Genomic DNA, 22,357 nt, shown 5'->3' with positions numbered 1-22,357 from the left:
TACATGATTATGGTGAACATCTCTATAGCCCCGTAAACGTAAAAAAACTAAGACTTAAGGCTTAGTTCGCGGTGCCAGGCACCGTTAAATAATTGTTGGAGGTTTGAACATGAAGAATTATGTAATGAAGAACGGTGATAAAGCTTTGATTCGCGAAGCTGTTCCAGCTGATGCACAGATCATCATTGATTTTTATAATGTGGTCGGGGGTGAGACAGATTTCCTCTCTTTTGGCGGAAACGAGTTTACTAGAAATGCCGATGAGTATGAAACATACATAGAGAGTATGGCTTCAGAAGAAAACTCCATCATGCTGCTTGCCACCCTGGGCGACGCTATCATCAGCATTGCCACGATTAACTCTTCCCAAAAAGCACGGTCGAAACATAACGGCACACTGGGAATTGTTATCTCTCAAAACTATACCAGGATGGGTCTTGGAGAGAAAATGATGGTTGAGCTGATTGATTGGGCCAAGCATAACGGGACCACCAAGAGGATCAGCTTAGTGACCAGAGAAGACAATCACCGGGCCATCGCTTTATACAAGAAACTGGGTTTTGAAGTGGAAGGTTTAGTTCGAAACGATACGTATATAAACGGAGTCTATTACTCGACGGTGATCATGGGATTATTGTTTTAAACACCTTTTTATCGAAATTTCCAAAATCCGTATAATATGGTAGCGGGCTGATCCATTATAGGGTCAGTCTTTCTTATTTTGTCTCTATTAGACTAGATACCCCGCTGGAAATTTTCGCAAACAGCAGATTGGATTTTCTTGTAAGGTTCATAGGAAAATAGAAGCGTTTATTCAAGATTTCCCCCTATTTTGTCATTTCTTAGCGAAAAAACTAAAGAGTTTACACGAATCAAAAATTTTAAGGGGGAAATCATTATGTTGAAAAAACTAATGGGATTGTTGATGATGGCAGTCCTCTGTACTGGCTTGTTTTTTCCTGGACACAGCAGCGCCGCTCTAGGCAGTCAAATGCTTTCTACAGGCTCAAGCAACAGTGACGTGAAACAATTGCAGGAATACTTGATGACAAAGGGCGTTTTTCCATATCATACGGCTACTGGCTACTATGGTCCGATCACGAAAGGCGCAGTTGAACGTTTTCAAGAGCAGTCTCGTTTAAAAGTTGATGGTGTTGCTGGATCAGCGACCATCAGTAAAATTAAAGTTTTGCGCAGCGGTGATATGGGGAAACCCGTTATTGAATTACAGCGTTTATTGAAAGCGTGGAATACATACGATTCAACGGTTGATGGCATTTACGGTGACAGCACGGTTTCGGCTGTGGCTTCATTTCAAAAAAATCAGGGCATCACATCTGACGGCATCGCAGGACCTAAGACGTTCTCAAAGCTTCGCCAAAAGAGCCCTTCCTACTCCACACGAAGCTTCACGGTAAACAGCTCTGCCTATACTGCAGATTGTGACGGCTGTTCCGGCAAAACAAGAATGGGCATTGATCTGCAAAAATACAATGACGGCAAAGTAGTTGCAGTGGATCCAGATGTTATTCCGCTTGGTTCAAAAGTAGTGGTTGAAGGCTACGGCACAGCCATTGCTGCAGACACTGGCGGCGGAATCAACGGGAAGATGATTGATGTGTTCATTCCAGACCATGGTGATGCAATCAATTGGGGACGCAAAGACGTAAAAGTAACAGTTTACGAGAAATAATCTTTTAAATGATAATCCTGGGTTATCCGTTTGGATACCCAGGATTATTTTTATATATTTAGCTGTTATGAGATTGGCGCGTATTTTGTGGAGATTGGCGCGTATTTCGCAGAGATTGGCGCGTATTTTCCGGAGACTGGCGCGTATTTCTTAAAATTCTCCCTGAATTGCCCGTATCTCTGCTTGTACCACATAAAAAGGATGCCAAAAGTCTCCTCGGGCCTCCTTTTACATCCTTCTTTAGCTATTTGTTGTAGATATATTTGTCCTTTAACCGGTTAAACTCACCTTGAAGCTCCATTTCATCCATCCAGAGGTTGACCCAGTTTTCAAAGACTGAATCGCCTCTAGGGATCAAGTATCCTTTTTGGCTTTTCGTAAAGGTGTTATCAGTCAGCGCAGCGTAAAGTCTTTGATCCCTGCTTGCATAGTACATCGCTTCGGTACTGTCAGTAATCATGACGTCTACTTTGCCCTCTGCCACCATATGCGGAATCTCAAGATTGTTTTCTACTACTACCACTTTCGCCTGCTTAATGTTGGCGTCCACAAACTTCTGATTCGTTCCTCCAGGATTTACGCCAATCGTAACACCCGGCTGGTCAATCGCTTGAAGACTAGTGTATTTTTCCTTATCCACCGCACGAATTAAGGGTGCCTTCCCTTCATTCATATAAGGACTGGTTAATTGAGCCGTCTTTTGGCGTTCCGTATTGCGGCTGATTCCGCCTACCGCAATATCAAACTTGTCGTCGAGCAAGTCATTCATCAATGTGGGCCAAGAGGTTTTTACAAATTTGACCTTTACTCCAAGGTCCTTGGCCATTAATTCTGCAGCTTCTATATCGTATCCCTCAAACTTATTCGTTTCTTTATTGTAAAAGGTAAACGGCTTATAGTCCCCTGTCGTACCTACCCGGATTACCCCTTTTCTTATGATGCGGTCAAGCCTTGAAGAAACCGTATAATGATGACTTTCTTTATGCAGCTCGGATCCCGTGGCTTGTGCCAGCTCTTCTGCGGACACATAAGGCTTGCCATTAACCTCCATCGAACTCAGTTGGCTGCCGTTCCATTCCACTTCACCCGAACTCTTAGTGGCCGAGGTAAAACTCATTCCACCAAAAAAAACACAAGCAAGAAAACCCAAAACCGCCAACCACTTTAAGACCATTGACTTTCGCATATGCCTTCCTCCATTCTATTAGATATATCCATTATTCATAGAGCGGGATGGTAAGTACATATATTTTCTGAAAATTACATAAAATAGGTTCGTTAGTCTGGATAGGAAAGTCCTAGTGTCACTAAAAGCCCGAAAGCGGCGAACATCCTCATAAAAAAAAGACCGGTCTGTCCGACCAGTCTTTCACAATTAAAAAAATGTTAAATTCTCTCCGATCGCAGGTTTTCGATCTGGATCAACCGGTGTAAAGCCGTCTTTTGAAAGCATCACTTCCACCTCATTACCGATCTGTTTTTTCATCATGTTCAAAACCACTTTATAGGCCGTTGGATTGTACCACTTTTCCATGCCGGTCTCTTTGTAGATTTCATAAATGCCAAGGCGTTCGGTGCGCTTTCCCCCGCTTCCGTCCCCCATCCAAAAATCATCGATCGTTATCCGGTCAGCAATCGGACGCAGCTTTTGCGGAAATTCCCTCGAACAAGGCAAAAGCGGTGAAATACTGGCCTGAGTAGTAATGCCGGCTTCCCTTATTTCCTTCAACGCGTTCAAACGTGCCGGAATGGGCGGAGCGGTTGGGGCGAATGCTTTGCGGATATCTTCCTTGTCGGTCTCGATTGTCATCGACACCCTGACTTTATCCCCAAACTTTTTTAATAAGTCGATGTCACGTTTCACTAACGGCGACCGCGTTTGAACATGAAGAAAATCCGGCGGAACTTCCAGCATAACCTCCAGCAGGCTGCGCGTCAGCTTCGTTTCGTGTTCGAGTGGCTGATACGGATCTGTGGAAGACGCCATAAAGATTGTTACGGGACCTTTGTTTCTCGCCTTTAAAAGATCACGCCTCAGCAGTTCGGCAGCATTGCTCTTAATATCGACCCAAGTGCCCCACTCCTCTTCACGGTAAAGAGAAATCGGAAGCTGCCTAACGTAACAGTAGGAACAGGCGAAGGTACAGCCGGCATACGGATTCAGTGAATGGGAAAAATCATCAAGCTGTCCAACACCTGACGTCAATATGCTTTTAGATATGATGTCCTTCAGCTGTGCCTTCATCCTCCATTCCTCCTTCCATTTCAGCTTACATCCCGAGTAATCCTTTAAGCGTTCCAACTTCTTCAGCCGTTAATTCACGCCATTCTCCTCTGGGCAATTCACCCAGTTCAATATTCATGATCCGAATCCGTTCGAGCTTCGTGACCGTATAGCCAAACGCCCGGCACATTCTGCGGATTTGGCGGTTCAGTCCCTGCGTAAGAATGATACGGAACTCATCATCGCTTACTGGTTTGACCACACAGGGCTTGGTCATAGCTTCAGGAATCTGTACTCCTCTCGACATGTTTTCGATAAATTGTTTGCTGCAAGTATTATCAAGTGTTACTAAGTATTCCTTTTCGTGTCCGTGATCAGAATGGGAGATGGAATTTGCCAGTTCCCCGTCATTCGTCATCAAAATCAAACCCTCTGAAGCCTTGTCCAAACGGCCGACCGGGAAAATCCGTTCAGGGTAACTTACAAAATCTATGATATTTCCTTCAACATGCGGAGCGGCCGTGCACGTGATGCCGGCCGGTTTATTCAATGCAATGTATATCGAGTGTACCTTATTTTCAATAGGTTTCCCATCAATCAGCACGATGTCGTCCGGACTCACCAATTGGCCCGCTTCACATACTGCTCCATTGACGGTAATCCTTCCCGCTTTTATAAGCCTGTCCGTCTCCCGCCTTGAAACAGCGCCTGTTTCACTGATGTATTTGTTAATTCTCATGGTCTGCCCGCTTTCTGTTTATGTCTGCCGACTTACATTATGGATAAATCTTCTCTCCTTTTTCAAGCATCTCAAGGAATTGGTCCATCCGTTTCATCCCTGTTTCCGGTTTCTTGGCGGTCTGTAGTCTAAAAAGAATCGCATACCGGTTCTGGCTGTTCAATCGCCCGGAGTCCGGAAGGTTTCATTCTCCCTGCCGCTATAAGCTCTTCTGTTTTATCTTTATTCACTTTCGACCAAATGCTTTTTTGCCCTCTCGGCGTAAACCGATGCAGCCAAGTTTGATCATCATACTTTTCCTTCTGGCTGTCAATCCACCCGTAACACAATCCGCTTTCCACAGCCTCGTCATAACTTGGCGTCACCTTGCCTGAATTCTTTTTCGCAATATGAAGCCGAATGCCTGGAGATGATTCATGATGTTCTTCTAGCCAGTCTTCCAATGCTTGCTGATTTTCACGCCTCCGCTCTCGATTCGTTGATTGATTACTACGCCAACACAAAAAAGAAATCCTCCCGGTCCTTCGAGAGAATTTCTTTCTTTTTAAGAAGCCGTCTGTACTTCCAGCCGTTTTTCTTTTTTCTGAGTAGACAGGATCAGCTGTATAGTACAACCGATAAAGTACACGAACGATGCGATCAGCAAGTACGTCCATGCCTGAGAAACAGCCTGCGTTTTCCATACTCCTGCTAGAGACAGGAGTGCCGGAAAAGTAAGCGTCAGCCAAGATTGCACGAATGCGACCTTGCCGATATAGTTATCAATTTTTTTATTAAGTGCTCCGGACAGGAAGAAGAGGAACCATAAATACGCCCATGCGACCCAAGTCAGGCTGCTTACAAGATCATGAAACTGCATATAAGACACAACAGCATACATAACGGCAATGATGGAAACCCAAAGCGAGTAATATCCAAGTCCGCTGCCGTGAAGACCTTTTACATTTGTGACTCCTACAAATAAATAGGTCAGCCCGAACAAAAAGATCGTAGCCAGATTAAAAATGGTCCAGTGCTGCTGATCCGAGATTACGATCAAATAAAACGGAATAACGACCTGAAGGACTCCGACAAACAAGTTGAAATATCCGACGCTCTTGCCCTCCGCTTTTCCGAAAAGCATGAAGCTGTTTAAGAACAGGGCTGCTCCTGAAAGAAATAAACCGACGTCACCCATAATGTTTTGCTGTGAGAAAACAATCTCACAGACAAATTCACCTCACTTATATTGAAAAGCGCAAGCGCCCTGTTTAAGTCCGACAAGCGCTGGAACTCTTAACCTGCAACACGATTTTTGTGTTGAGGGGGAAGAGTGAAGCGACCTAAGACGAAAAAAAGCTTTTAATTTTCGTCCTCCGAGGACTAAAGCTGAAAACTGGAATTCGTTTTCAGCCCTGGGCGCTTGAGCTAGACTTTACTTCATTGAAACTAAAAAAGAAAAAGCAGATCCCCTCCGCTAGTGCAGAAAGGGATATGCCCTCTTTATGTTTTGTTTTAATTACAGGATAAAACTTACGATGATTGCTGAAAGTACGCTGACAAGTGTTGCTCCGTAAAGAAGCTTTAATCCAAAGCGTGCCACCACGTTTCCTTGTTTCTCGCTCAAGCCTTTCACCGCTCCGGCAATGATACCGATGGATGAAAAGTTTGCGAAGGATACAAGGAATACAGAGATGATACCCAATGTACGCGGGCTCATTGCTTCTTTCACCTTGCCAAGCTGAATCATGGCTACGAATTCGTTTGTTACTAATTTTGTTGCCATAATTCCACCGGCAGAAACCGCTTCAGCCCATGGAACACCCATGATGAAGGCAACCGGTGCAAAGATATAGCCAAGTACATGCTGGAAGGTTACGCCGAAAATCAAGTCGAACACGCTGTCAATCGCAGCCATCAAGGCAACAAATCCAATCAGCATCGCGCCAACAATGATCGCGACTTTAAACCCGTCCATAATATATTCGCCAAGCATCTCAAAGAATGACTGTTTCTCTTCTTCCACAACTTCAAGAATATCTTCGTTTTCATCAACTTTATAAGGGTTGATGATGGAAGCGATAATGAAACCGCCGAAAAGGTTAAGCACGAGAGCAGTTACTACATATTTCGGTTCGATCATCGTCATGTAAGCACCGACGATGGACATGGAAACCGTAGACATCGCAGAAGCACATAATGTATACAAGCGGTGCTCCGGTATACGGCCCAATTGTTTTTTCACAGTAATAAATACTTCAGATTGTCCTACCATCGCAGAAGCAATCGCATTATAAGATTCCAGCTTGCCCATACCGTTTACTTTGCTGAGCAAGAAACCAATTCCTCTCATAACGAGCGGAAGAACTTTGATATATTGGAAAATCCCAATCAATACAGAGATAAACACGATAGGAAGCAAAACATTAATGAAGAACGGCATTTGTCCGTCATTGGCAATTCCGCCAAATACGAAGTTAACCCCTGCAGCTGCATATTCAAGCAGCTTTTCGAACACACCCGCAAATCCTTTAATGACCACCAAGCCAAATCTGGTGTTTAAAAGAACATAGGCCAATACAAGCTGCAAGACGATCATAATGGCAATCGGCTTGTAATTTACTTGTTTACGGTTATTGCTTGCTAGAAATGCTAATCCAAGCACAACAACAAGTCCTAAAATCGCAATGATATATGTCATAATAATTTCCCCTATTTGTTATTTTCACATCATTGTGTGAGAACTGAAATTAAGTTAAGTCCTTTGAAGAAAAGAATCCAGGCAACAGTTCACTGATCGTTGTTTCCTTGATGTCGCCTTTTAAATTGGCCAGAATGATTCTGGTATCGGTATTACAAAATTCCGCAATCACCTGTCGGCAAGCGCCGCACGGAGAGATCGGCCCTTCTGTTTCGCCAACGACAGCAATCGCTTTAATGGTGTGTTCGCCTTCTGAAACCGCTTTAAATATAGCGGTTCTTTCGGCACAGTTTGTCATGCCAAAAGAAGCGTTTTCAATATTGCAGCCGAGAAACAATAAATCGTTCTCGGTCAGCAATGCTGCACCAACTTGGAATTTCGAATATGGAACATATGCTTTTTGACGGGCTTTGATTGCTTGATCAACTAACCATTTTGTTTCCATGTTTCAGATCTCCATTCAAGTGGTTTTTTTGTAAGCTTTGTTGGTCTTACTAGGGGTTGATTTCCGTTCCAGGAGTCTCGCACCTTGCAATTCAATCAACTTGCAATGAAGCACTTTAAATATTAGTAAGAGCTATTAGACGTCTGACCTTTTGCGATAGCAACACCTGAGCTAGCGCCGATACGAGTCGCACCTGCTTTTACTACGTTCTCTGCATCTTCAAGGCTGCGTACGCCGCCGGATGCTTTAACTCCTACATCTGGTCCAACTGTTTTTCTCATAAGTGCTACATCTTCCGGAGTTGCTCCACCTGTAGAGAATCCTGTGGACGTTTTAACATAATCCGCACCAGCTTTAACGGAAAGCTCACATGCGATTACTTTTTCTTCGTCAGTAAGCAAAGAAGTTTCGATGATTACTTTTGTTAGTGCTTTTCCTTTAGCTGCTTCAACAACTGCTTTGATGTCGTTTTCTACAACGTCAAACTGTTTGCTTTTTAGAGCGCCGATGTTAATTACCATATCTACTTCGTCTGCTCCGTTTTCAATCGCATTTGTTGTTTCAAATGCTTTCACTTCTGGAGTAGATGCTCCAAGCGGGAAACCGATAACCGTACATACCTTTACTTCAGGAGTGTCTTTCAGAATTTCTGCAGCTGTTTTAACCCAAGTCGGATTCACACATACCGAAGCAAATTTGTGCTCTTTTGCTTCCTCAGCAAGTACTTGAATTTGTTCTTGAGTTGCATCAGCTTTTAATAATGTATGATCGATCATTTGAACCAATTTTGTGTTTGACATACAGGTTGTTCCTTTCTATTTTGAAAATATAATAAAACGCTTTCAGTCATACTGTTGCATTTTTGCTTGCATGAACACTATACCAAGCAACTGAACAATTGTAAATAATTAAATGAACAAATGTAAAAGCATTTTTTTCCAACAAAAAAAGCCCTTGTTGAAGGGACTTTTATGAACTTTACTCTTCTTTATCCAGCAAAAACCTGGCCGTAAACTGATCGGTCACGAGCACATTCGCGTATCCGCCTTTTAACGCACCATAAATGCCATCGATCTTTTGCTGTCCGCCGGCCACCAGGATGGAATGTTCCTTCTGCTTCAAATCTTTTAAATCAATCCCAAGCGTCCGTTCATTGAGGCTGGCGTTTAGAATTTCTCCCTCTTCATCAATAAAGCGGGAACAAATGTCACCTGCGGCCTTTGAATGGATATGCTTCAGATCTTCTTCAGAAAAATAGCCAAGCTGGAATAACAGGGATTCCGACTTCACAGGTCCTATCGTGAACAGCGCGATATTCGCGTCTTTCCCCATGTCCAAAATTCGTTTAATATGCCGGTCGGCTTCCATCGCCTGCTTGACGACAACGTGGTCAACTATCGCTGGAAGCGGTAGATGAGTCGGCACGGTGTTGAACGCTTTGCCGAACAGATCGAGGATTTCCGAGTGGTACGTATTGGTTTCGGAGTGGCTGATGCCGCCTTTTAACTGAACGACTTTAACATCCTTGACGAACTTTTGCTTCAGCTGGCAGGCTACGTTATATAAAGTGGTTCCCCATGTAACCCCAATCCTATCTCCGTCTTTTACAATTTCATAAAGGTACTCAGCCGCTTTCTCACCGAGACCCTTCTTTATGCTTGTACTCTCATATTGCGGAATGGAAGCGACAATTGCTTTTTTAAGGTTGAATTTTTCTTCAAGCTCACTGGCCAGCTGTTCAATCCCATTTGTGGGATCCATGATTTTGATCTGCACGATCCCTTCGGTTTTAGCCTGCTGAAGCAGTCTTGAAACGGTCGGTCTCGAAATGCCCAATTCTGCCGCTATTTGGTTCTGATTGTAATCCAGCAAATAATAGAGCTTTGCCGCTTCAATGACCTTCTTTAACTTTTCTTGTTCCAAAGGGTCCACCGCCGTTTCTCATAATCCTTCCCTAATATCTTACCAAAATTTCACCGGTCATGAACATATGTAAAATAAAAAATACTAGTTTTTTCTAAATTTCGGTTGACTTGAGCCGATATACCGCATACCTTAAAAGTGAATGAATCATTCATTCATCAAAACTGAGAGGAGCTTTTAAAAATGACTGTTTACCTTTCTTCCCAAACGATCAGGGTTTTTATTAACCGTCCAGCCCAAGAGGTTTATGAGTATGCTTACAACATGGAGAATTTCCCTCAATGGGTATCCATTTGCCAATCGATTCAAAAGGCTGATGAAGGAGATGCATGGATGATGGAAACCCCTTACTGTATTTCTGAAGTTAGGGTTGCCCAAAAGAATTCCTTCGGCGTGCTGGATCATCGTTCCATCCCTGCACCTGGTGTTGAAATTTGTGATGCGATGCGGGTCATCCCGAACGGCGATGGCTGTGAAGTATTTTTAACCGGTTTTCAGATGCCCGGGATGTCACACGAAAAATTCTCCCAGGTCATCACTACCGGCCAACAGGATCTGAACAACTTAAAAACAGTATTGGAAGGGGGAACTGAATGATGGCGATGAGATGGGACTCTGCCATTGTGATCGGCGGAGGAATTGCTGGCTTATTAGCTGCACGTATACTTTCCGAGTTTTACAGCAAGGTGGTGATTGTTGAAAAAGATGCTTTTTCCGATCAGCCCGAACTTCGCCCAGGCACTCCGCAGGCCTTCCATCCCCACCGGATCACAGGGCGCGGAAAGGCTGTGATCAACCGGTTTTTTCCGGATTATGAAAAGGATTTAGAGGCTCATGGAGCGCCTTCCTCCCTAAACAAAACAGTTCATCAGCATAATCAATACGGCACAATGGTGGCCCAATACCCGCGGAATGACATTAAGTTCAGCAGGCCGGTCCTTGAATTTGTGATCCGTCAGCGGGTGAGGAACATAACTAATGTACAGTTCCTGCAGAAGCATGACGTTGTTCACTTGTTATCCTCGGCAGACCATCAGACCATAACTGGGATTCTTGGAAGAAACCGCGTAACGAATGAAGAAAAGGAAATCCATGCCGATCTTGTGATAGATACGAGCGGGCGTTCCTCCAAGCTTCCCAAATGGCTGAAGGAGCTTGGATACGAGGTACCTGCTCCTGATCGGATGACAGCGGTCATCGGATACAGCACCCGCAGATATAAGCTTCCTTCGCATTTACTTCATCTGGCAGAAAAATGGGATGCAATAGTCATTGCCGGCCATCCATCTACAGGAACATTCCATGGCGTGTTTTCATTTATCGAAAACAATGTGGCAGAAACATTGCTTTACCGTCCCGACGGAATCTATCCCCCAACTGAGCCTGAGGCATACGCAAAAGAGATCGCAAGGCTGCCAAGTCCCCTCATCACGGAAATCATCAGTAAACTTGAACCGATGACCAACCCAAGGAGCTACCGTGTACCAGGACTATTCCGCCAGCATTTCGAACAGATGGCGCATTGGCCAGAGGGATTGCTTGTTATAGGTGATGCCTTCTGTAATTTTGATCCGATTTTCGGCCAAGGCATGACCGTCTCTGCAATGGAAGCTGAGGTCCTGCATTCGCTGCTACGAGAACAGCAAACAGATCCGAAGCCTCTTTTTGAGCAGAACGTTCTTCAAAAAATCCAGGATGTAATTGCCCCTGCCTGGTGGCTGAATTGCACAGCAGATCTGCAATGGGAAGGTGTTGAGTATGAAGGTTCACAGCCTTTAAAAGGTATCGAGTTTGGACAAAAATACATGGATCTCTATCTCAAACATGCTACCGAAGAGCAGAATTGGAAGCTTTATGGGATGTATTGGGCCGTCAACACCTTGTCAGTTCCTCCAAAGGCTATTTTAAATCCTCAAATGGTCTCGACCGTTCTAACGTCTTCCTCAGAAGGCCGGTTGTGGCTGAATGAACTTCTTGCAGAATACAAAAAGCCTTTAGAGGAACTCCTGGATGATATCCTTCCGTCCTTCTCGGGAGAAGTTTTTCAGCCGATAAGCTGAATTCAATAGAGCTTAGAGATTGAAATTGGTATACTTTTGGTAACAAGAGAACGTAGGAGTGAATCTATTTTGCCACCATTAAACGAAGAACAGCTCCGCCAAATCCGTGATGAGCGAAGAGAACAGATACTTGCAGCTGCACTAAAGGTGTTTGCGCGCCGGGGAATCATCGGTACAAAAATGAGCATGATCAGCGCAGAGGCCGGCATCAGCCAAGGTCTCATGTACCGTTACTTCAAATCAAAGGATGAACTCTTCACGACACTCGTTGAGCAGGCTATCCAAGGATCGGTGTCTGGCACCGAGCAGGTTCATCATATGCAAGGCTCCCCTCTTGAGAAATTAAAGAGGCTGACGGAAATGATCCTTGATGAAGAAGGCCAGCTTTATTTTATGCTGATGCATCAGGCACGAACCTCTGATGAAGTGCCCGAGGAGGCTAAACAGCTCCTTCAAGGCGCCTCAATGGAAATGTATGTTGAGATGCTCAAGCCGCTGTTTGAAGAAGGCCAGAAAATCGGGGAACTGGCAGAAGGTGACATTGGCGAATTAATTTCTTGTTATTTCACTGTTATTTCAGGATTGATGACCTTAAACATCCCTGGATTAGACGGCTATGAAATGCCGAGGGTTGAGATGCTGATGAGGATGTTCACAAAATCATAAGGCCGGGTTGGCTGATGGGGGCTGTGTGTTATTAAAGTCGGGTTGATGCGCCATTTTAAAGTAACAAGAGGGTATCCGAATGGTTTCTTTTCATCAGAAGAATTGATGGAATGGGTTAAAGAATATGATGCTTCAGAAATTGAGGAGAGCGAGATAGACCTGGGCGGTGTAGATTGGAAAACCTGTTATGCCAGCAATCTTTCAAGGGCAGAAAAGACGGCCCGCCGTGCGTTTGATGGAGAGATTATCCTCATGAAAGAATTGCGCGAGATCCCCCTCTCGCCTTTCTTTCGTTCCAAAGTCAAACTGCCGCTAACCATTCACCTCCTTTTCATTCGGCTCGCCTGGCTGATGAAGCACCCTTCTCAGTCCCCAGGCAAAGAAGAAATCATCCGGCTGATAAATGAAACGCTGAACCGAATCATTGAAAACGAGGGCGAAGACATTTTGATCGTCTGCCATGGCGGTGTGATGATGTTCATGCGAAAAGAATTGCTTAAGCACGGCTTTTCCGGACCAATGCTCGGCCGCCGCATTGAACATGGGAAGGTGTATGTTTTTGAGAAATAGGCTTAATAATTACTTCTGGTTCCGTGTGGCTCACATGCAGAATCCAGGAGTTTTTTTATACCTTAGATGGATAAAAATTAAATAAATTAAATGTAAGCCCTATCATTTTCTTTTTATACTAAATATTTTAACAATTCTCTTGTTTGCCGGCTGCATTGCTGATATGATAGTCAACATTCCATTAAAAAAACTCGTGACTAATCACCTATGAAGGAGTCGGCATTATGAAAAAATTTTTACTGATCTTATTCATTGTTCTTCCTTTCCTCGCACAACTTGCTATTTTGCCATTTGTGAATCGGATCGGCCCCATCATTCTGGGATTGCCGTTTCTCCACTTCTGGCTGTTCCTATGGATCGTCCTAACCCCTTTATGTACATTGGGAATCTATCATCTTCAGAAATCAAAGGGAGGCTTACATTAAAATGCAGGGAAATCTTACAGCACTGTCCATTACCATCTTTGTTATTCTCACTGTCGTTTTAATCGGTTTCCTGGCCGGAAGGGATAAGGCTGTCCGAAGTTCGGTTGAAGAATGGTCTGTCGGTGGAAGGCGTTTTGGAGGCTTGCTCGTCTGGTTCCTTGTAGGGGCAGATCTATACACGGCCTATACATTCCTTGGACTGACAAGCACAGCTTATACCGCTGGAAGCCTTGCCTTCTTTGCTATCCCATATTCCGTACTCGCATTCTTTATCTCTTACTTTTTCCTTCCAAAACTTTGGAAAGTAGCAAATCACCATAAATTAACGACTCTTGCTGATTATGCGAGAGAACGCTTTGACAGCAAGCTTCTTTCCGCTCTCATTGCTATTGTGGGGGTGCTTATGCTCATTCCATACATCTGCCTGCAGCTAAGCGGAATTCAGGATACGCTTCAGGTAGCCGGAACTGGTTTTATTAATGTAAAAGTCGTTGTCATCACATCGTTTTTGCTGGTTGCCCTTTATACCTTTTTCAGCGGGATTAAAGGTCCAACCTACACGGCAATTATTAAAGATGTTCTTGTTTGGGCGATCATGCTATTTATGGTCGTATCCCTGCCGATCATTCACTTTGGGGGCTGGAACCCTATGGTGGATCACATTGTTAAAGAAGCACCGCAGCTCTTAACCATTCCAAACTCCGGTCCGAAAGGCATTCCTTGGTTCATTACCGCTTCCCTAGTTTCATCGCTTGCGCTCTTCATGTGGGCTCATGCGGCAACCGGTGTATTTACGGCTAAAAGCGGTGATGCGCTTCGGAAAAATGCGATGTTTCTGCCTTTATACAATATCGTACTGATTCTTGTTGTTTTCCTTGGATTTATTGCTTTTCTAGTACTGCCAAAAGGGACCGATCCCCGCTTTGCTTTATTAAGCCTGATCCAAACCTCTTATGGCGGTGTTGCTCAAGGACTGGCGTATTCAACGATCGCACTGGCTTCACTCATCCCGTGCTCCATCATGGCGATTGGTGCATCCAATTTATTTGCCAATAACATTTACCGTGACTTGATTAATCCTGAGGTGAAAGGGCCCCGGCTAACAATGATCACACGCGGAATGGTGTTCGTCGTTATTGGACTGGCTCTGTTATTCGGCCTCGTCTTCCCTACTGCTCTCGTTTCCTTGCAGCTTCTTGGCGTTTCCGGCATGGTGCAGATTTTCCCGGCCATCGTCATCAGTCTGTTCTGGCGGAACCAGACGAGAGAAGCTACTATCATAGGGTTGATCGTTGGATTAGCGGTTACTTTCACTGTCTATTCAACCGGCACCTCGTTTGGTATCTATGAAGGATTCTGGGGACTGTCTGCAAACTTCCTGACCGTTTTCGTTCTGAATCCCTTGTTTATGAAGAAATCGAAGAATGCAAGCAACCCAGTCAAAGACTACTTGTTTAACGAGCTGGCTAAAGAAACAGCCTCTGTCCGCAAAGGCGCATAATCTAAGGGTGCCAGGCACCACGATTACACACTTGTGTAATTGCGGTGCCTGGCACCCTTTAGTTATTTAAAGATCCTTCGCGTGAAATGTGTCTCCACCTTCAATTGTTCCGTTCATGAACCCTTTATTAAACCAGCGCATCCTTTGCTCGGAGCTTCCGTGAGTAAAGCTCTCAGGCACAGCATACCCTTGCGCCTTTTTTTGCAGGGTGTCATCACCGACTGCACTTGCTGCAGTAATGGCCTCCTTCAAATCACCTTTTTCGAGCAGATCCATTCCCTGTGCATGATGTGCCCAGACACCCGCCAGATAATCAGCCTGCAGTTCAACCCGAACCGACTGGGCATTCGCTTGTTTCTTGCTCAAGTGTTGGCGTGAGTTCTGATCAATTGTTCCCAACAGATTCTGCACATGATGGCCTACCTCATGAGCTATAACATATGCCATCGCAAAATCGCCAGGAGCGTGAAATTCATTCTTCAGTTCTTGATAAAAGCTTAAATCAATGTACAGCTTCTGGTCACCTGGACAATAGAACGGTCCCGCTGACGATCCCGCAGTCCCGCACGCAGACTGGACACTGCCGTCATATAGGACAAGCTTTGGCTTTTTGTAAACCTTGCCCTCTTCCTTAAACTCCTTCGTCCAAACATCCTCTGTGTCAGCAAGGACAACAGACACAAAAGAAGAAAGCTCCTTTTCCTGATCTGATTCTTTATAAGGAACAGATTGATTTGACCCGTTGTCCGTCATACCGTTCAACAGATCACCAGGATTGCCGCCAAACAGCATTACGATCAGAACGATCACAATACCGCCGATGCCTCCCCCAACCAGTGTTTTACCTCCCATTCCTCTCCGGTCCTCAACATTCGTACTCTGCCTTCTGCCTTTCCACTTCATAAAATTCCTCCCTAGCAAGATATACATTTACTAGTGATATACCCTACATTCAAAGTTTTATCGCAAAATAAATAGGTGCCAGGCACCACGATTACACACTTGTGTAATTGCGGTGCCTGGCACCTATTCTTCAAAGGTTCTGCTCTTTCAGCCTCTCTCGTCCTTCGAATTCGTCCGCCTCGTCCCTTAGCCGGCGGGCTTCTCTTTTCAACGCATCCTTCAGCTGTTCTCCCGTACTGGCGGCTGCAAAATGCGTAACGGCTGCTTCGCTCATGATCTGCTGGTAGGTGGCTTTGCTCCTGCTTTCCCAGCTTTGTGCTTTGGTCAGCACACGGTTACGGTCCCATCTCAGCTGGTCAAGCGTTTGCATCAAATGCTCCACCTTGCCATAATACCGCTCCAGCATTTCTGCCTGCAGCCTGTTTTTTTGCTTATCAAACAACGTACCTCATCCTTTGCTGTTTATCTTTCCTTATTGTAAGAAACAAATTACGATGAAGGTATTGGACGAAATTACTAAAAATTACTATTTTATAAGAACATTTACCTAAAAAATTTTAAACTTTTACTAAAAACTTTTAAGAAGACAACCAATGATGTTTGACATGCAACTTATTAGTTGCCTATAATATTGTATTAAGGGAGGTTGAAACTCATCGATAAGATCTTCAAGGCTCTTGCCGATGCCAGCCGCAGAAAACTTCTTGATGAATTGTATCTGAAAAACGGGCAGACATTGAGCGAACTATGCCAGCATCTTAATATGTCTCGGCAGGCTGTAACAAAACATCTTTCTAGTTTGGAAGATGCAAATCTTGTAGCAATATCTTGGCAAGGGCGGGAGAAGCTTCATTACCTCAACCCTCTGCCGATCAGCGAGATTTATCACCGCTGGATCCATAAATATGAGAACCATCATTTAGAAGCATTAAATAATCTAAAAAAAAGATTAGAGGAGGATAACAAAAATGACTAAGCCTGTATTTGTTTACGTGACCTATATTGCCACCACACCTGAAAAACTATGGGACGCCTTAACTGAGGGTGAATTTACAGAGAAATACTTTTTCGGCAGCCGAGTTGAATCTGAATGGAAAGAAGGATCTGACGTCACCTATTCTCGAAACGGCGAAGTTACCGACTACGGCAAGATTTTAAAATGTGAACCGCACAAATTGCTTTCCTTTACATGGACCTATAAGGGTGATGATACTCCAAGGCAAAGTCCTACAATCGTAACTTTTGAATTACATCCTCTAAACACGACCGTAAAACTGACACTTAGGCATGAAAATCTTTTGGAATCTGACATTGTAGAGGATAATCATACATTTGAAGGATTTAACAATGGATGGCCAGCGGTAATAAGTAATTTAAAAAGTTTCCTTGAAACCGGACAAACCCTTCCGGCAGTTTCAATCTAAAGACTAACCAGCTGGGGGCTGTCCAAGAAGTCTGTAAGCTGTTGATTTCCGTTCCAGGCTGCTCGCTTTCCGCAGGGCGTGCGGTGAGCCTCTTGGTGCAAGCACCGGCGGGAGTCTCACCTGTCACGCTAGTCCCGCAGGAGTCTCGCATCTTCCACTTCAATTAACTTTTCATTGAAGATTTTTCAAGCCAAAAAGGGGCTGCCTGAAGGTCAATTTCCGACTTTCTGGACAGCCCCTTTATCTTTATGTTTTAAAAGGGATAAAAGGATAAGTGAAGAATGTTAAAAGAGTCATTTACTAGATGAAAGAGGATGGGTGCATAGTGATGGATATGTGGATTATTATACTGCCCCTCTCGGAGTTGTATCCGGCAGAATCGTTTTCAAGCTTCGCAAGCGTTATAACCTCGACTCCAAATTTTCTGCTATTATCGGGATTGCTTTTTGCTCTCTTGTCTATGTTTAAAGTTACCTACATTATCAATAAACGAAGTATAACCCTGTTTACATAGGAGGGATTCCTTTGATCAACCAATATACCATCAGAAAAGCAACAGAAGCAGATGCCGAACAGATCCTCATCCATATTCAAAAGGTTTTAGAGGCATACCCTGACTTCCTTGCCAGCAGTCCAGAAGAATTCAATACTACACTTGAAGAAGAGAAAGAGTGGATCGCCTCTCATGAAAAGCACGGCCTGCTGCTCGTGGCTGAAGTCGAGCAAAAGATTATCGGTCTCTTAAACTTTCGATTATCCACGAGAAAGAAGTTTTGCCATCAAGGAATGTTTGGCATGAGCATTCAAGAGCCATACACCGATCAAGGCATCGGCAGCTCGTTACTGCAGCATCTTCTGGAATGGGCCAAAAAGGACGAACGAGTCGAAAAGGTTTCCCTAGAGGTATTTTCCAATAACAAAAGAGCCCTCCATCTGTACGAAAAGTTTGGCTTTATAGAAGAAGGCAGACGGAAAAAGAACGCTAAATTACGTCCCGGGTACTATGTAGACGACATCTACATGAGCCAATTTGTTTAACAGAATATCCCTGCATAAAGATTAACCCCTCTCCTTAAAGGGTAATGGTGAACAAAACCAATTTAAGGAGGCAGTTATCTTGAAACTGGAAGTTCTATGCGATGTGAAGAAACGCCCTGCAAAACCTTTGAACACCGGGATTGATTTATGATGGATACCATATAAAAAAAATGCGCTCGACGTACAGCGCATCTTTTTTTGTTTTTCATTTTAAAGTCCTCTCATCTTCTCATCCAATTTCTGAAAAGCAGCCTTCAGCTTCTCTTCTGGCACCTTACCGTATAAATCACCAACACTTACTTCAAAATAGCTTGTTTGTTCATTAACCTCTCGGATGTGGCCGCTAAGACCAATTCCTGTTTCTTCATATAAGCCGGCCAACAAAGACTCCATCGTCTCTTTAGGCGCCTCAAAATGGACATGAAACATATTTGAAACAGGCTCGGCAGGTCTTGTAGAAACTCTTAAGCATTCATTATAAAATCCGGCAAGCTCCTTCGCTTCTTTATAATATTGATCCATCTTCTCCTGCCTTTGGCCAAAATAAAAGTCCGCGCTCAGGATGTAAGGATAAAGGCTGATCAAATTTCCGCCATGCCGCCTTTTCCACACCTTCGATTTATCAGTAAAATCCTTACCACCTGCCAGAACAGCTCCCGCAATCCCGCCAATTCCCTTGTAAACAGATACATAGACACTATCAAAAAGTGAACAAACTTCCGCAGCTGATTTTTGATAAAAAGGAAGGATCTCGAAAAGACGAGCACCGTCCATGTGCAGCTTAATTCCTTTTTCTCGGCAGTAAGCAGAGATTTCCTCAAGCGTTGTATAGTCGGGCAGCTGGCCGCCGATTTCACGCTGTGGGAGTTCCAGCAATAAACAAGCAATCTCTTCTTTCAAATTCACGACATCTTCCAGCGCAATTAAACGGTTCTCATCAGCCAGCAAAACGGGCTTGATGTGATGCAGCTCCTTCAGCCCGTCTTCCTCATGTATCTCCAAATGACACAGAGGATGATATGCCACCCTCTTCAGTCCCTTTTCATCACACCAGATCCGAAGGGCAATCTGCTGGGCCATCGTTCCGCTCGGAAAAAACACAGCATCCTCTTTTCCCAGCACCTCCGCCATCTTCTCCTGAAAGTCTTTAATGACCTTCCCGCTTCCGTACATATCACTTTCCATCCCGCCGTCATAGCTTTCCAGGGCATCTTTTAATACTTGAAGATTTCTCGAACCGTGGCCGCTGACGTGATAGTCTGCCTGTTTAAATGCATTTGTAAATGTTTCGCTCAATTTCACTTTCCCTCTCTCTTAAAGAAACTTCCTTGATACTATTCTCTTCTGAGGGTAATACCCCTTTAATTTTTGGGAAGAAGGTTTTTATTGTTCATATGGCGAATTTTTTAAAAGTTTGAGTTTCAAAATAACGAGAGGTGAGGAGGGTCGCTTGAAACGTCACGTCTTTTGAACCGTTAATTTGAGTTGCCAGAAAAGGGAGGTATCTTTGATGAAAACGCAAATTGAACAAAATGGTATCGTAACCTTGTCCGAAGATGTAACTAGAAGTTTAAGTGACAGTGAACTATGGAACGATGATCTGAGGCCTACGACAGAAAAGGAGCATTCCTGGAGCGGCTTGAACTTTGCGACGTTATGGATCGGAATGTGCTTGTGTATACCAGCCTACACGATGGCGAGCGGCATGATCTCTCTCGGCATGAACTGGTGGCAAGCCATCGGAACGATCTTTCTGGGCAATGTGATTGTCCTCATTCCCATTCTATTAAACTCCCATGCCGGAACAAAATTCGGCATACCTTATCCCGTGTTTGCACGGTTGTGGTTTGGATCCAAGGGAGCTCACATCCCGTCCCTAGCCCGTGCGGTTGTAGCTGCCGGATGGTTCGGAATCAATACATGGATTGGGACAACCGCCATCGATGTCTTATTATCCGCCTCATTCCCGGCCTGGAAAAACCTGACCGGACATACCGCCATCATCTTTGCTTTATTCTGGGCGTTGAACGTCGGGGTGGCTTACAAAGGTCCTGAAGCAATAAAAATTTTAAGCTTGATCGCTGCGCCTGTTGTTGGAGTCTCAGCTATTATTCTTATGATTTGGGCGTTCACTCATGCAGGCGGCTGGGGACCGATTTTATCCACACCATCTAAGTTCACGACGACCGGTGAGTTCTTAAAAGTGTTCTTCCCTACATTAACAGGGGTCATTGCCTTTTGGGCCACCCTTGCCTTGAATATCCCTGACTTTTGCCGCTACGCCAAAAGCCAGAAATCACAAATGATCGCACAAAGCTTCTCTCTTCCTCTCACCATGAGCATTTTCTCATTTATTGGAATCGCCGTTACATCAGCCACGGTTGTTATTTTCGGTTCAGCGATTTGGGATCCTGTTCAGCTGCTTGCAAAATTCCCTCCATTCATTATCTTCTTAGGAACCATTATTATCGCCATGGCATCCCTTACCATCAATGTCGGTGCGAATATCGTTGCTCCCGCCCGTGCAATTGAAAATCTCTATCCTAAACGCATCACATTCGGCATCGGCGCACTCATCACTGGAGTATTCGCCATCCTCATGCAGCCTTGGTTCATCATGTCCAACTTCGGAAACTACATTTTTGGCTGGCTCGGAACGTACGGAGCATTGCTTGGCCCGATCGACGGCATCGCGATCGCCGACTATTGGCTCGTCCGCCGCAGACAGATGGCCCTGAAAGAATTGTATGAACTGAACGGCCGGTACAACTACACTTCCGGCTACAATAAAAACGGTGTGTACGCACTGATTATTGGAGTCGCCATACCCGTGCTCGGCTTGATTGTTCCTGGGCTTCGTTTTCTATGGGATAACGCATGGACGTTTGGTTTATTTATCTCCATGTTTGCCTACACCTATTTGATGAAAGGTGACCAAAGCGTCTTGCGGCCGGGTGAATACGAAAACATCACTCAGTTTCCGTCCGACAAACCGATTGAACGTATTGCAGAATAAAAGATAACAGGACGTGCTTATTGAGGCAGGTCCTGTTTTTATATGTTCAGATTATAAATCAAAAACTTCTCATAAGGATTCTTTTCATAAAGATCCTTCAGCCTTACTTCCTCTTTCAATTCAAAAGCCGTCTGATATTCTAAAAAATATGTGTACTCTTCAGAGGCATAATACAGGATCAGCTCCACTTCTCTTGATGAGGCTTCCACTGATAAAAGAATATTATGGATGACCTTCATAAAAATCGGCATGGAAAACGGATTGAAGAAATAGAAACGGTTGTCTTCGGGATGGATGGGATACTCCTGCGCCAGCCCGCAATGAAAGTGAATATCTTCCTTGCTCTTTGTATGCTGTTCCACGTATCGTTCCTTGTTTTCCATAGCCTCTTGATAAAAGCCTTCATTCATCTCGACTCCCGTAACCATTGCCTTTTGAAAATGATGGATGTAAAAGCTGACCCGTCCTTTCCCGCATCCAAAATCAACGAGCCGGTCAGTGCTTTTCAGTTCATATTGCTGAACCAAATCCTCCAATGCTGCATAAGGTGTCGGTTCATAACGGTGGTAGTGGGCGGACGAATTAAATCCCTTTTGATCCCCCACCGTTTCTATGTAAAGCAAGGCGTCATATTCCTGTTCTTTCATTCTCGGTGCTCCTGTCTATGTCTTCTCATTACATTCTAAAACAAAAAGGCTGTTTTCGTAACCTTTGTTGTTCTTGGGAGCAGTTGATCTCCGTTTCAGGATGCTCGCTTTCCGCGGGGCGTGCGATGAGCCCCTCGGCGCAAGCGCCTAAATGGTCTCATCTGTCACGCTCGTCCCGCTGGAGTCTCGCACCTTCCACTCCAATCAACTTTTCAATGAAGATTCTTTTACAAAAATGTTCCCAAAGCAACATTATTTTAGAAAAGAGCCTACAAAAAAGGGGCTGTCCAAGAAGTCTGTAAGCTGTTGATTTCCGTTCCAGGCTGCTCGCTTTCCGCGGGGCGTGCGGTGAGCCTCTTGGTGCAAGCACCGGCGGGAGTCTCACCTGTCACGCTAGTCCCGC

General features: G+C 44.5%; 26 protein-coding genes. 12 read left to right on the top strand and 14 right to left on the bottom strand.

Going from position 1 to position 22,357, the window contains the following annotated elements:
• The first annotated feature begins 109 nt into the window (after positions 1 to 109).
• Complete coding sequence (locus tag M1K46_RS24515; RefSeq protein ID WP_256228060.1) at positions 110 to 643, top strand: GNAT family N-acetyltransferase; 534 nt, start codon at positions 110 to 112, stop codon at positions 641 to 643.
• A 255-nt stretch (positions 644 to 898) separates the two neighbouring features.
• Positions 899 to 1,693: a peptidoglycan-binding protein gene (locus tag M1K46_RS24510; protein WP_053355836.1), complete on the top strand. Its 795-nt coding sequence runs from the start codon at positions 899 to 901 to the stop codon at positions 1,691 to 1,693.
• Positions 1,694 to 1,937: 244 nt separating this feature from the next.
• Here the strand turns inward: M1K46_RS24510 and M1K46_RS24505 are convergent, their stop codons facing one another.
• From M1K46_RS24505 to M1K46_RS24460, 10 genes are all read right to left on the bottom strand, one after another.
• The gene (locus M1K46_RS24505; RefSeq protein WP_254781634.1) at positions 1,938 to 2,879 is read right to left on the bottom strand and encodes a transporter substrate-binding domain-containing protein; all 942 of its coding nucleotides are present in this window, start codon (positions 2,877 to 2,879) and stop codon (positions 1,938 to 1,940) included.
• A gap of 189 nt (positions 2,880 to 3,068) precedes the next feature.
• Entirely contained in the window at positions 3,069 to 3,938 is an 870-nt protein-coding gene (locus M1K46_RS24500; protein WP_256228059.1) for an SPL family radical SAM protein, read from the bottom strand.
• Between the two features lie 25 nt (positions 3,939 to 3,963).
• A complete protein-coding gene (locus M1K46_RS24495; RefSeq protein ID WP_256228058.1) occupies positions 3,964 to 4,656 on the bottom strand; it encodes a pseudouridine synthase in 693 nt (230 codons plus the stop codon).
• A gap of 37 nt (positions 4,657 to 4,693) precedes the next feature.
• On the bottom strand, positions 4,694 to 4,819 hold the full coding sequence (locus M1K46_RS24490) for a YdeI/OmpD-associated family protein (protein WP_256228057.1): 126 nt from the start codon (positions 4,817 to 4,819) through the stop codon (positions 4,694 to 4,696).
• On the bottom strand, positions 4,785 to 5,159 hold the full coding sequence (locus M1K46_RS24485; RefSeq protein WP_256228056.1) for a YdeI/OmpD-associated family protein: 375 nt from the start codon (positions 5,157 to 5,159) through the stop codon (positions 4,785 to 4,787). Before M1K46_RS24485 ends, M1K46_RS24490 begins: the two co-directional genes overlap by 35 nt.
• Before the next feature lie 41 nt (positions 5,160 to 5,200).
• Positions 5,201 to 5,833, bottom strand: a complete 633-nt coding sequence (locus tag M1K46_RS24480) for an AmiS/UreI family transporter (RefSeq protein WP_256228055.1) — start codon at positions 5,831 to 5,833, stop codon at positions 5,201 to 5,203.
• Between the two features lie 321 nt (positions 5,834 to 6,154).
• Positions 6,155 to 7,336 (bottom strand): NupC/NupG family nucleoside CNT transporter, encoded by a 1,182-nt coding sequence (locus M1K46_RS24475; protein ID WP_256228054.1) that lies wholly within the window; start codon positions 7,334 to 7,336, stop codon positions 6,155 to 6,157.
• A 49-nt stretch (positions 7,337 to 7,385) separates the two neighbouring features.
• Complete coding sequence (locus M1K46_RS24470) at positions 7,386 to 7,781, bottom strand: cytidine deaminase (protein ID WP_053355842.1); 396 nt, start codon at positions 7,779 to 7,781, stop codon at positions 7,386 to 7,388.
• A gap of 122 nt (positions 7,782 to 7,903) precedes the next feature.
• Positions 7,904 to 8,581: a deoxyribose-phosphate aldolase gene (deoC, locus tag M1K46_RS24465; protein WP_053355843.1), complete on the bottom strand. Its 678-nt coding sequence runs from the start codon at positions 8,579 to 8,581 to the stop codon at positions 7,904 to 7,906.
• A gap of 178 nt (positions 8,582 to 8,759) precedes the next feature.
• Positions 8,760 to 9,704: a sugar-binding transcriptional regulator gene (locus M1K46_RS24460; protein WP_091008656.1), complete on the bottom strand. Its 945-nt coding sequence runs from the start codon at positions 9,702 to 9,704 to the stop codon at positions 8,760 to 8,762.
• Between the two features lie 183 nt (positions 9,705 to 9,887).
• Between M1K46_RS24460 and M1K46_RS24455 the strand changes: the two genes are divergently transcribed.
• From M1K46_RS24455 to M1K46_RS24430, 6 genes are all read left to right on the top strand, one after another.
• Entirely contained in the window at positions 9,888 to 10,301 is a 414-nt protein-coding gene (locus M1K46_RS24455) for a hypothetical protein (protein ID WP_256228053.1), read from the top strand.
• Positions 10,301 to 11,764, top strand: coding sequence for an FAD-dependent oxidoreductase (locus tag M1K46_RS24450; RefSeq protein ID WP_256228052.1), 1,464 nt, complete (start codon positions 10,301 to 10,303; stop codon positions 11,762 to 11,764). The genes M1K46_RS24455 and M1K46_RS24450 overlap by 1 nt, the downstream gene beginning before the upstream one ends.
• 69 nt (positions 11,765 to 11,833) lie before the next feature.
• Positions 11,834 to 12,430: a TetR/AcrR family transcriptional regulator gene (locus M1K46_RS24445; protein ID WP_053355846.1), complete on the top strand. Its 597-nt coding sequence runs from the start codon at positions 11,834 to 11,836 to the stop codon at positions 12,428 to 12,430.
• A 45-nt stretch (positions 12,431 to 12,475) separates the two neighbouring features.
• Complete coding sequence (locus M1K46_RS24440; RefSeq protein ID WP_256228051.1) at positions 12,476 to 13,000, top strand: histidine phosphatase family protein; 525 nt, start codon at positions 12,476 to 12,478, stop codon at positions 12,998 to 13,000.
• A gap of 224 nt (positions 13,001 to 13,224) precedes the next feature.
• A complete protein-coding gene (locus M1K46_RS24435; RefSeq protein ID WP_272885550.1) occupies positions 13,225 to 13,425 on the top strand; it encodes a DUF3311 domain-containing protein in 201 nt (66 codons plus the stop codon).
• Position 13,426: 1 nt separating this feature from the next.
• Entirely contained in the window at positions 13,427 to 14,926 is a 1,500-nt protein-coding gene (locus tag M1K46_RS24430; RefSeq protein ID WP_062238864.1) for a sodium:solute symporter family protein, read from the top strand.
• A gap of 66 nt (positions 14,927 to 14,992) precedes the next feature.
• Here M1K46_RS24430 and ypfJ read toward each other — a convergent pair whose 3' ends face one another.
• Together ypfJ and M1K46_RS24420 are read right to left on the bottom strand one after the other, a co-directional pair.
• Positions 14,993 to 15,829 (bottom strand): KPN_02809 family neutral zinc metallopeptidase, encoded by an 837-nt coding sequence (gene ypfJ / locus M1K46_RS24425; RefSeq protein ID WP_256228050.1) that lies wholly within the window; start codon positions 15,827 to 15,829, stop codon positions 14,993 to 14,995.
• A 130-nt stretch (positions 15,830 to 15,959) separates the two neighbouring features.
• Positions 15,960 to 16,271: a hypothetical protein gene (locus M1K46_RS24420; RefSeq protein ID WP_053355850.1), complete on the bottom strand. Its 312-nt coding sequence runs from the start codon at positions 16,269 to 16,271 to the stop codon at positions 15,960 to 15,962.
• A 204-nt stretch (positions 16,272 to 16,475) separates the two neighbouring features.
• Here M1K46_RS24420 and M1K46_RS24415 point away from each other — a divergent pair, with 204 nt between their 5' ends.
• The 3 genes from M1K46_RS24415 (at position 16,476) to M1K46_RS24405 (ending at position 18,291) form a co-directional block, all read left to right on the top strand.
• Positions 16,476 to 16,805, top strand: coding sequence for an ArsR/SmtB family transcription factor (locus M1K46_RS24415; RefSeq protein ID WP_256228048.1), 330 nt, complete (start codon positions 16,476 to 16,478; stop codon positions 16,803 to 16,805).
• Positions 16,798 to 17,253 (top strand): SRPBCC family protein, encoded by a 456-nt coding sequence (locus M1K46_RS24410; protein ID WP_091008564.1) that lies wholly within the window; start codon positions 16,798 to 16,800, stop codon positions 17,251 to 17,253. The genes M1K46_RS24415 and M1K46_RS24410 overlap by 8 nt, the downstream gene beginning before the upstream one ends.
• A 525-nt stretch (positions 17,254 to 17,778) precedes the next feature.
• Positions 17,779 to 18,291, top strand: coding sequence for a GNAT family N-acetyltransferase (locus tag M1K46_RS24405; RefSeq protein ID WP_256228047.1), 513 nt, complete (start codon positions 17,779 to 17,781; stop codon positions 18,289 to 18,291).
• A gap of 210 nt (positions 18,292 to 18,501) precedes the next feature.
• Here the strand turns inward: M1K46_RS24405 and M1K46_RS24400 are convergent, their stop codons facing one another.
• Positions 18,502 to 19,593, bottom strand: coding sequence for a threonine aldolase family protein (locus tag M1K46_RS24400; RefSeq protein ID WP_375162245.1), 1,092 nt, complete (start codon positions 19,591 to 19,593; stop codon positions 18,502 to 18,504).
• Positions 19,594 to 19,801: 208 nt separating this feature from the next.
• Between M1K46_RS24400 and M1K46_RS24395 the strand changes: the two genes are divergently transcribed.
• Positions 19,802 to 21,307, top strand: coding sequence for an NCS1 family nucleobase:cation symporter-1 (locus tag M1K46_RS24395; RefSeq protein ID WP_091008558.1), 1,506 nt, complete (start codon positions 19,802 to 19,804; stop codon positions 21,305 to 21,307).
• 38 nt (positions 21,308 to 21,345) lie between these two features.
• Here the strand turns inward: M1K46_RS24395 and M1K46_RS24390 are convergent, their stop codons facing one another.
• Complete coding sequence (locus M1K46_RS24390) at positions 21,346 to 21,954, bottom strand: class I SAM-dependent methyltransferase (protein ID WP_256228045.1); 609 nt, start codon at positions 21,952 to 21,954, stop codon at positions 21,346 to 21,348.
• Positions 21,955 to 22,357 lie beyond the last annotated feature (403 nt).

The sequence above is a fragment of the Fictibacillus sp. WQ 8-8 genome, assembly GCF_024494405.1.
GTDB lineage: Bacteria > Bacillota > Bacilli > Bacillales > Fictibacillaceae > Fictibacillus_C > Fictibacillus_C marinisediminis.
Note: the sequence above shows the minus strand (reverse complement) of the source record. Positions and strands in the feature narration are given on the sequence as shown.

Excerpts from the sequence above, each read along its gene's own strand:
- M1K46_RS24510 (WP_053355836.1), top strand. The coding sequence starts at position 899 with ATGTTGAAAAAACTAATGGGATTGTTGATGATGGCAGTCCTCTGTACT.
- M1K46_RS24435 (WP_272885550.1), top strand. The coding sequence starts at position 13,225 with ATGAAAAAATTTTTACTGATCTTATTCATTGTTCTTCCTTTCCTCGCA.
- M1K46_RS24440 (WP_256228051.1), top strand. The coding sequence starts at position 12,476 with ATGCGCCATTTTAAAGTAACAAGAGGGTATCCGAATGGTTTCTTTTCA.
- M1K46_RS24450 (WP_256228052.1), top strand. The coding sequence starts at position 10,301 with ATGGCGATGAGATGGGACTCTGCCATTGTGATCGGCGGAGGAATTGCT.
- M1K46_RS24495 (WP_256228058.1), bottom strand. The coding sequence starts at position 4,656 with ATGAGAATTAACAAATACATCAGTGAAACAGGCGCTGTTTCAAGGCGG.
- M1K46_RS24430 (WP_062238864.1), top strand. The coding sequence starts at position 13,427 with ATGCAGGGAAATCTTACAGCACTGTCCATTACCATCTTTGTTATTCTC.
- M1K46_RS24500 (WP_256228059.1), bottom strand. The coding sequence starts at position 3,938 with ATGAAGGCACAGCTGAAGGACATCATATCTAAAAGCATATTGACGTCA.
- M1K46_RS24470 (WP_053355842.1), bottom strand. The coding sequence starts at position 7,781 with ATGGAAACAAAATGGTTAGTTGATCAAGCAATCAAAGCCCGTCAAAAA.
- M1K46_RS24455 (WP_256228053.1), top strand. The coding sequence starts at position 9,888 with ATGACTGTTTACCTTTCTTCCCAAACGATCAGGGTTTTTATTAACCGT.
- M1K46_RS24395 (WP_091008558.1), top strand. The coding sequence starts at position 19,802 with ATGAAAACGCAAATTGAACAAAATGGTATCGTAACCTTGTCCGAAGAT.
- ypfJ (WP_256228050.1), bottom strand. The coding sequence starts at position 15,829 with ATGAAGTGGAAAGGCAGAAGGCAGAGTACGAATGTTGAGGACCGGAGA.
- deoC (WP_053355843.1), bottom strand. The coding sequence starts at position 8,581 with ATGTCAAACACAAAATTGGTTCAAATGATCGATCATACATTATTAAAA.
- M1K46_RS24410 (WP_091008564.1), top strand. The coding sequence starts at position 16,798 with ATGACTAAGCCTGTATTTGTTTACGTGACCTATATTGCCACCACACCT.
- M1K46_RS24505 (WP_254781634.1), bottom strand. The coding sequence starts at position 2,879 with ATGCGAAAGTCAATGGTCTTAAAGTGGTTGGCGGTTTTGGGTTTTCTT.
- M1K46_RS24480 (WP_256228055.1), bottom strand. The coding sequence starts at position 5,833 with ATGGGTGACGTCGGTTTATTTCTTTCAGGAGCAGCCCTGTTCTTAAAC.
- M1K46_RS24475 (WP_256228054.1), bottom strand. The coding sequence starts at position 7,336 with ATGACATATATCATTGCGATTTTAGGACTTGTTGTTGTGCTTGGATTA.
- M1K46_RS24515 (WP_256228060.1), top strand. The coding sequence starts at position 110 with ATGAAGAATTATGTAATGAAGAACGGTGATAAAGCTTTGATTCGCGAA.
- M1K46_RS24390 (WP_256228045.1), bottom strand. The coding sequence starts at position 21,954 with ATGAAAGAACAGGAATATGACGCCTTGCTTTACATAGAAACGGTGGGG.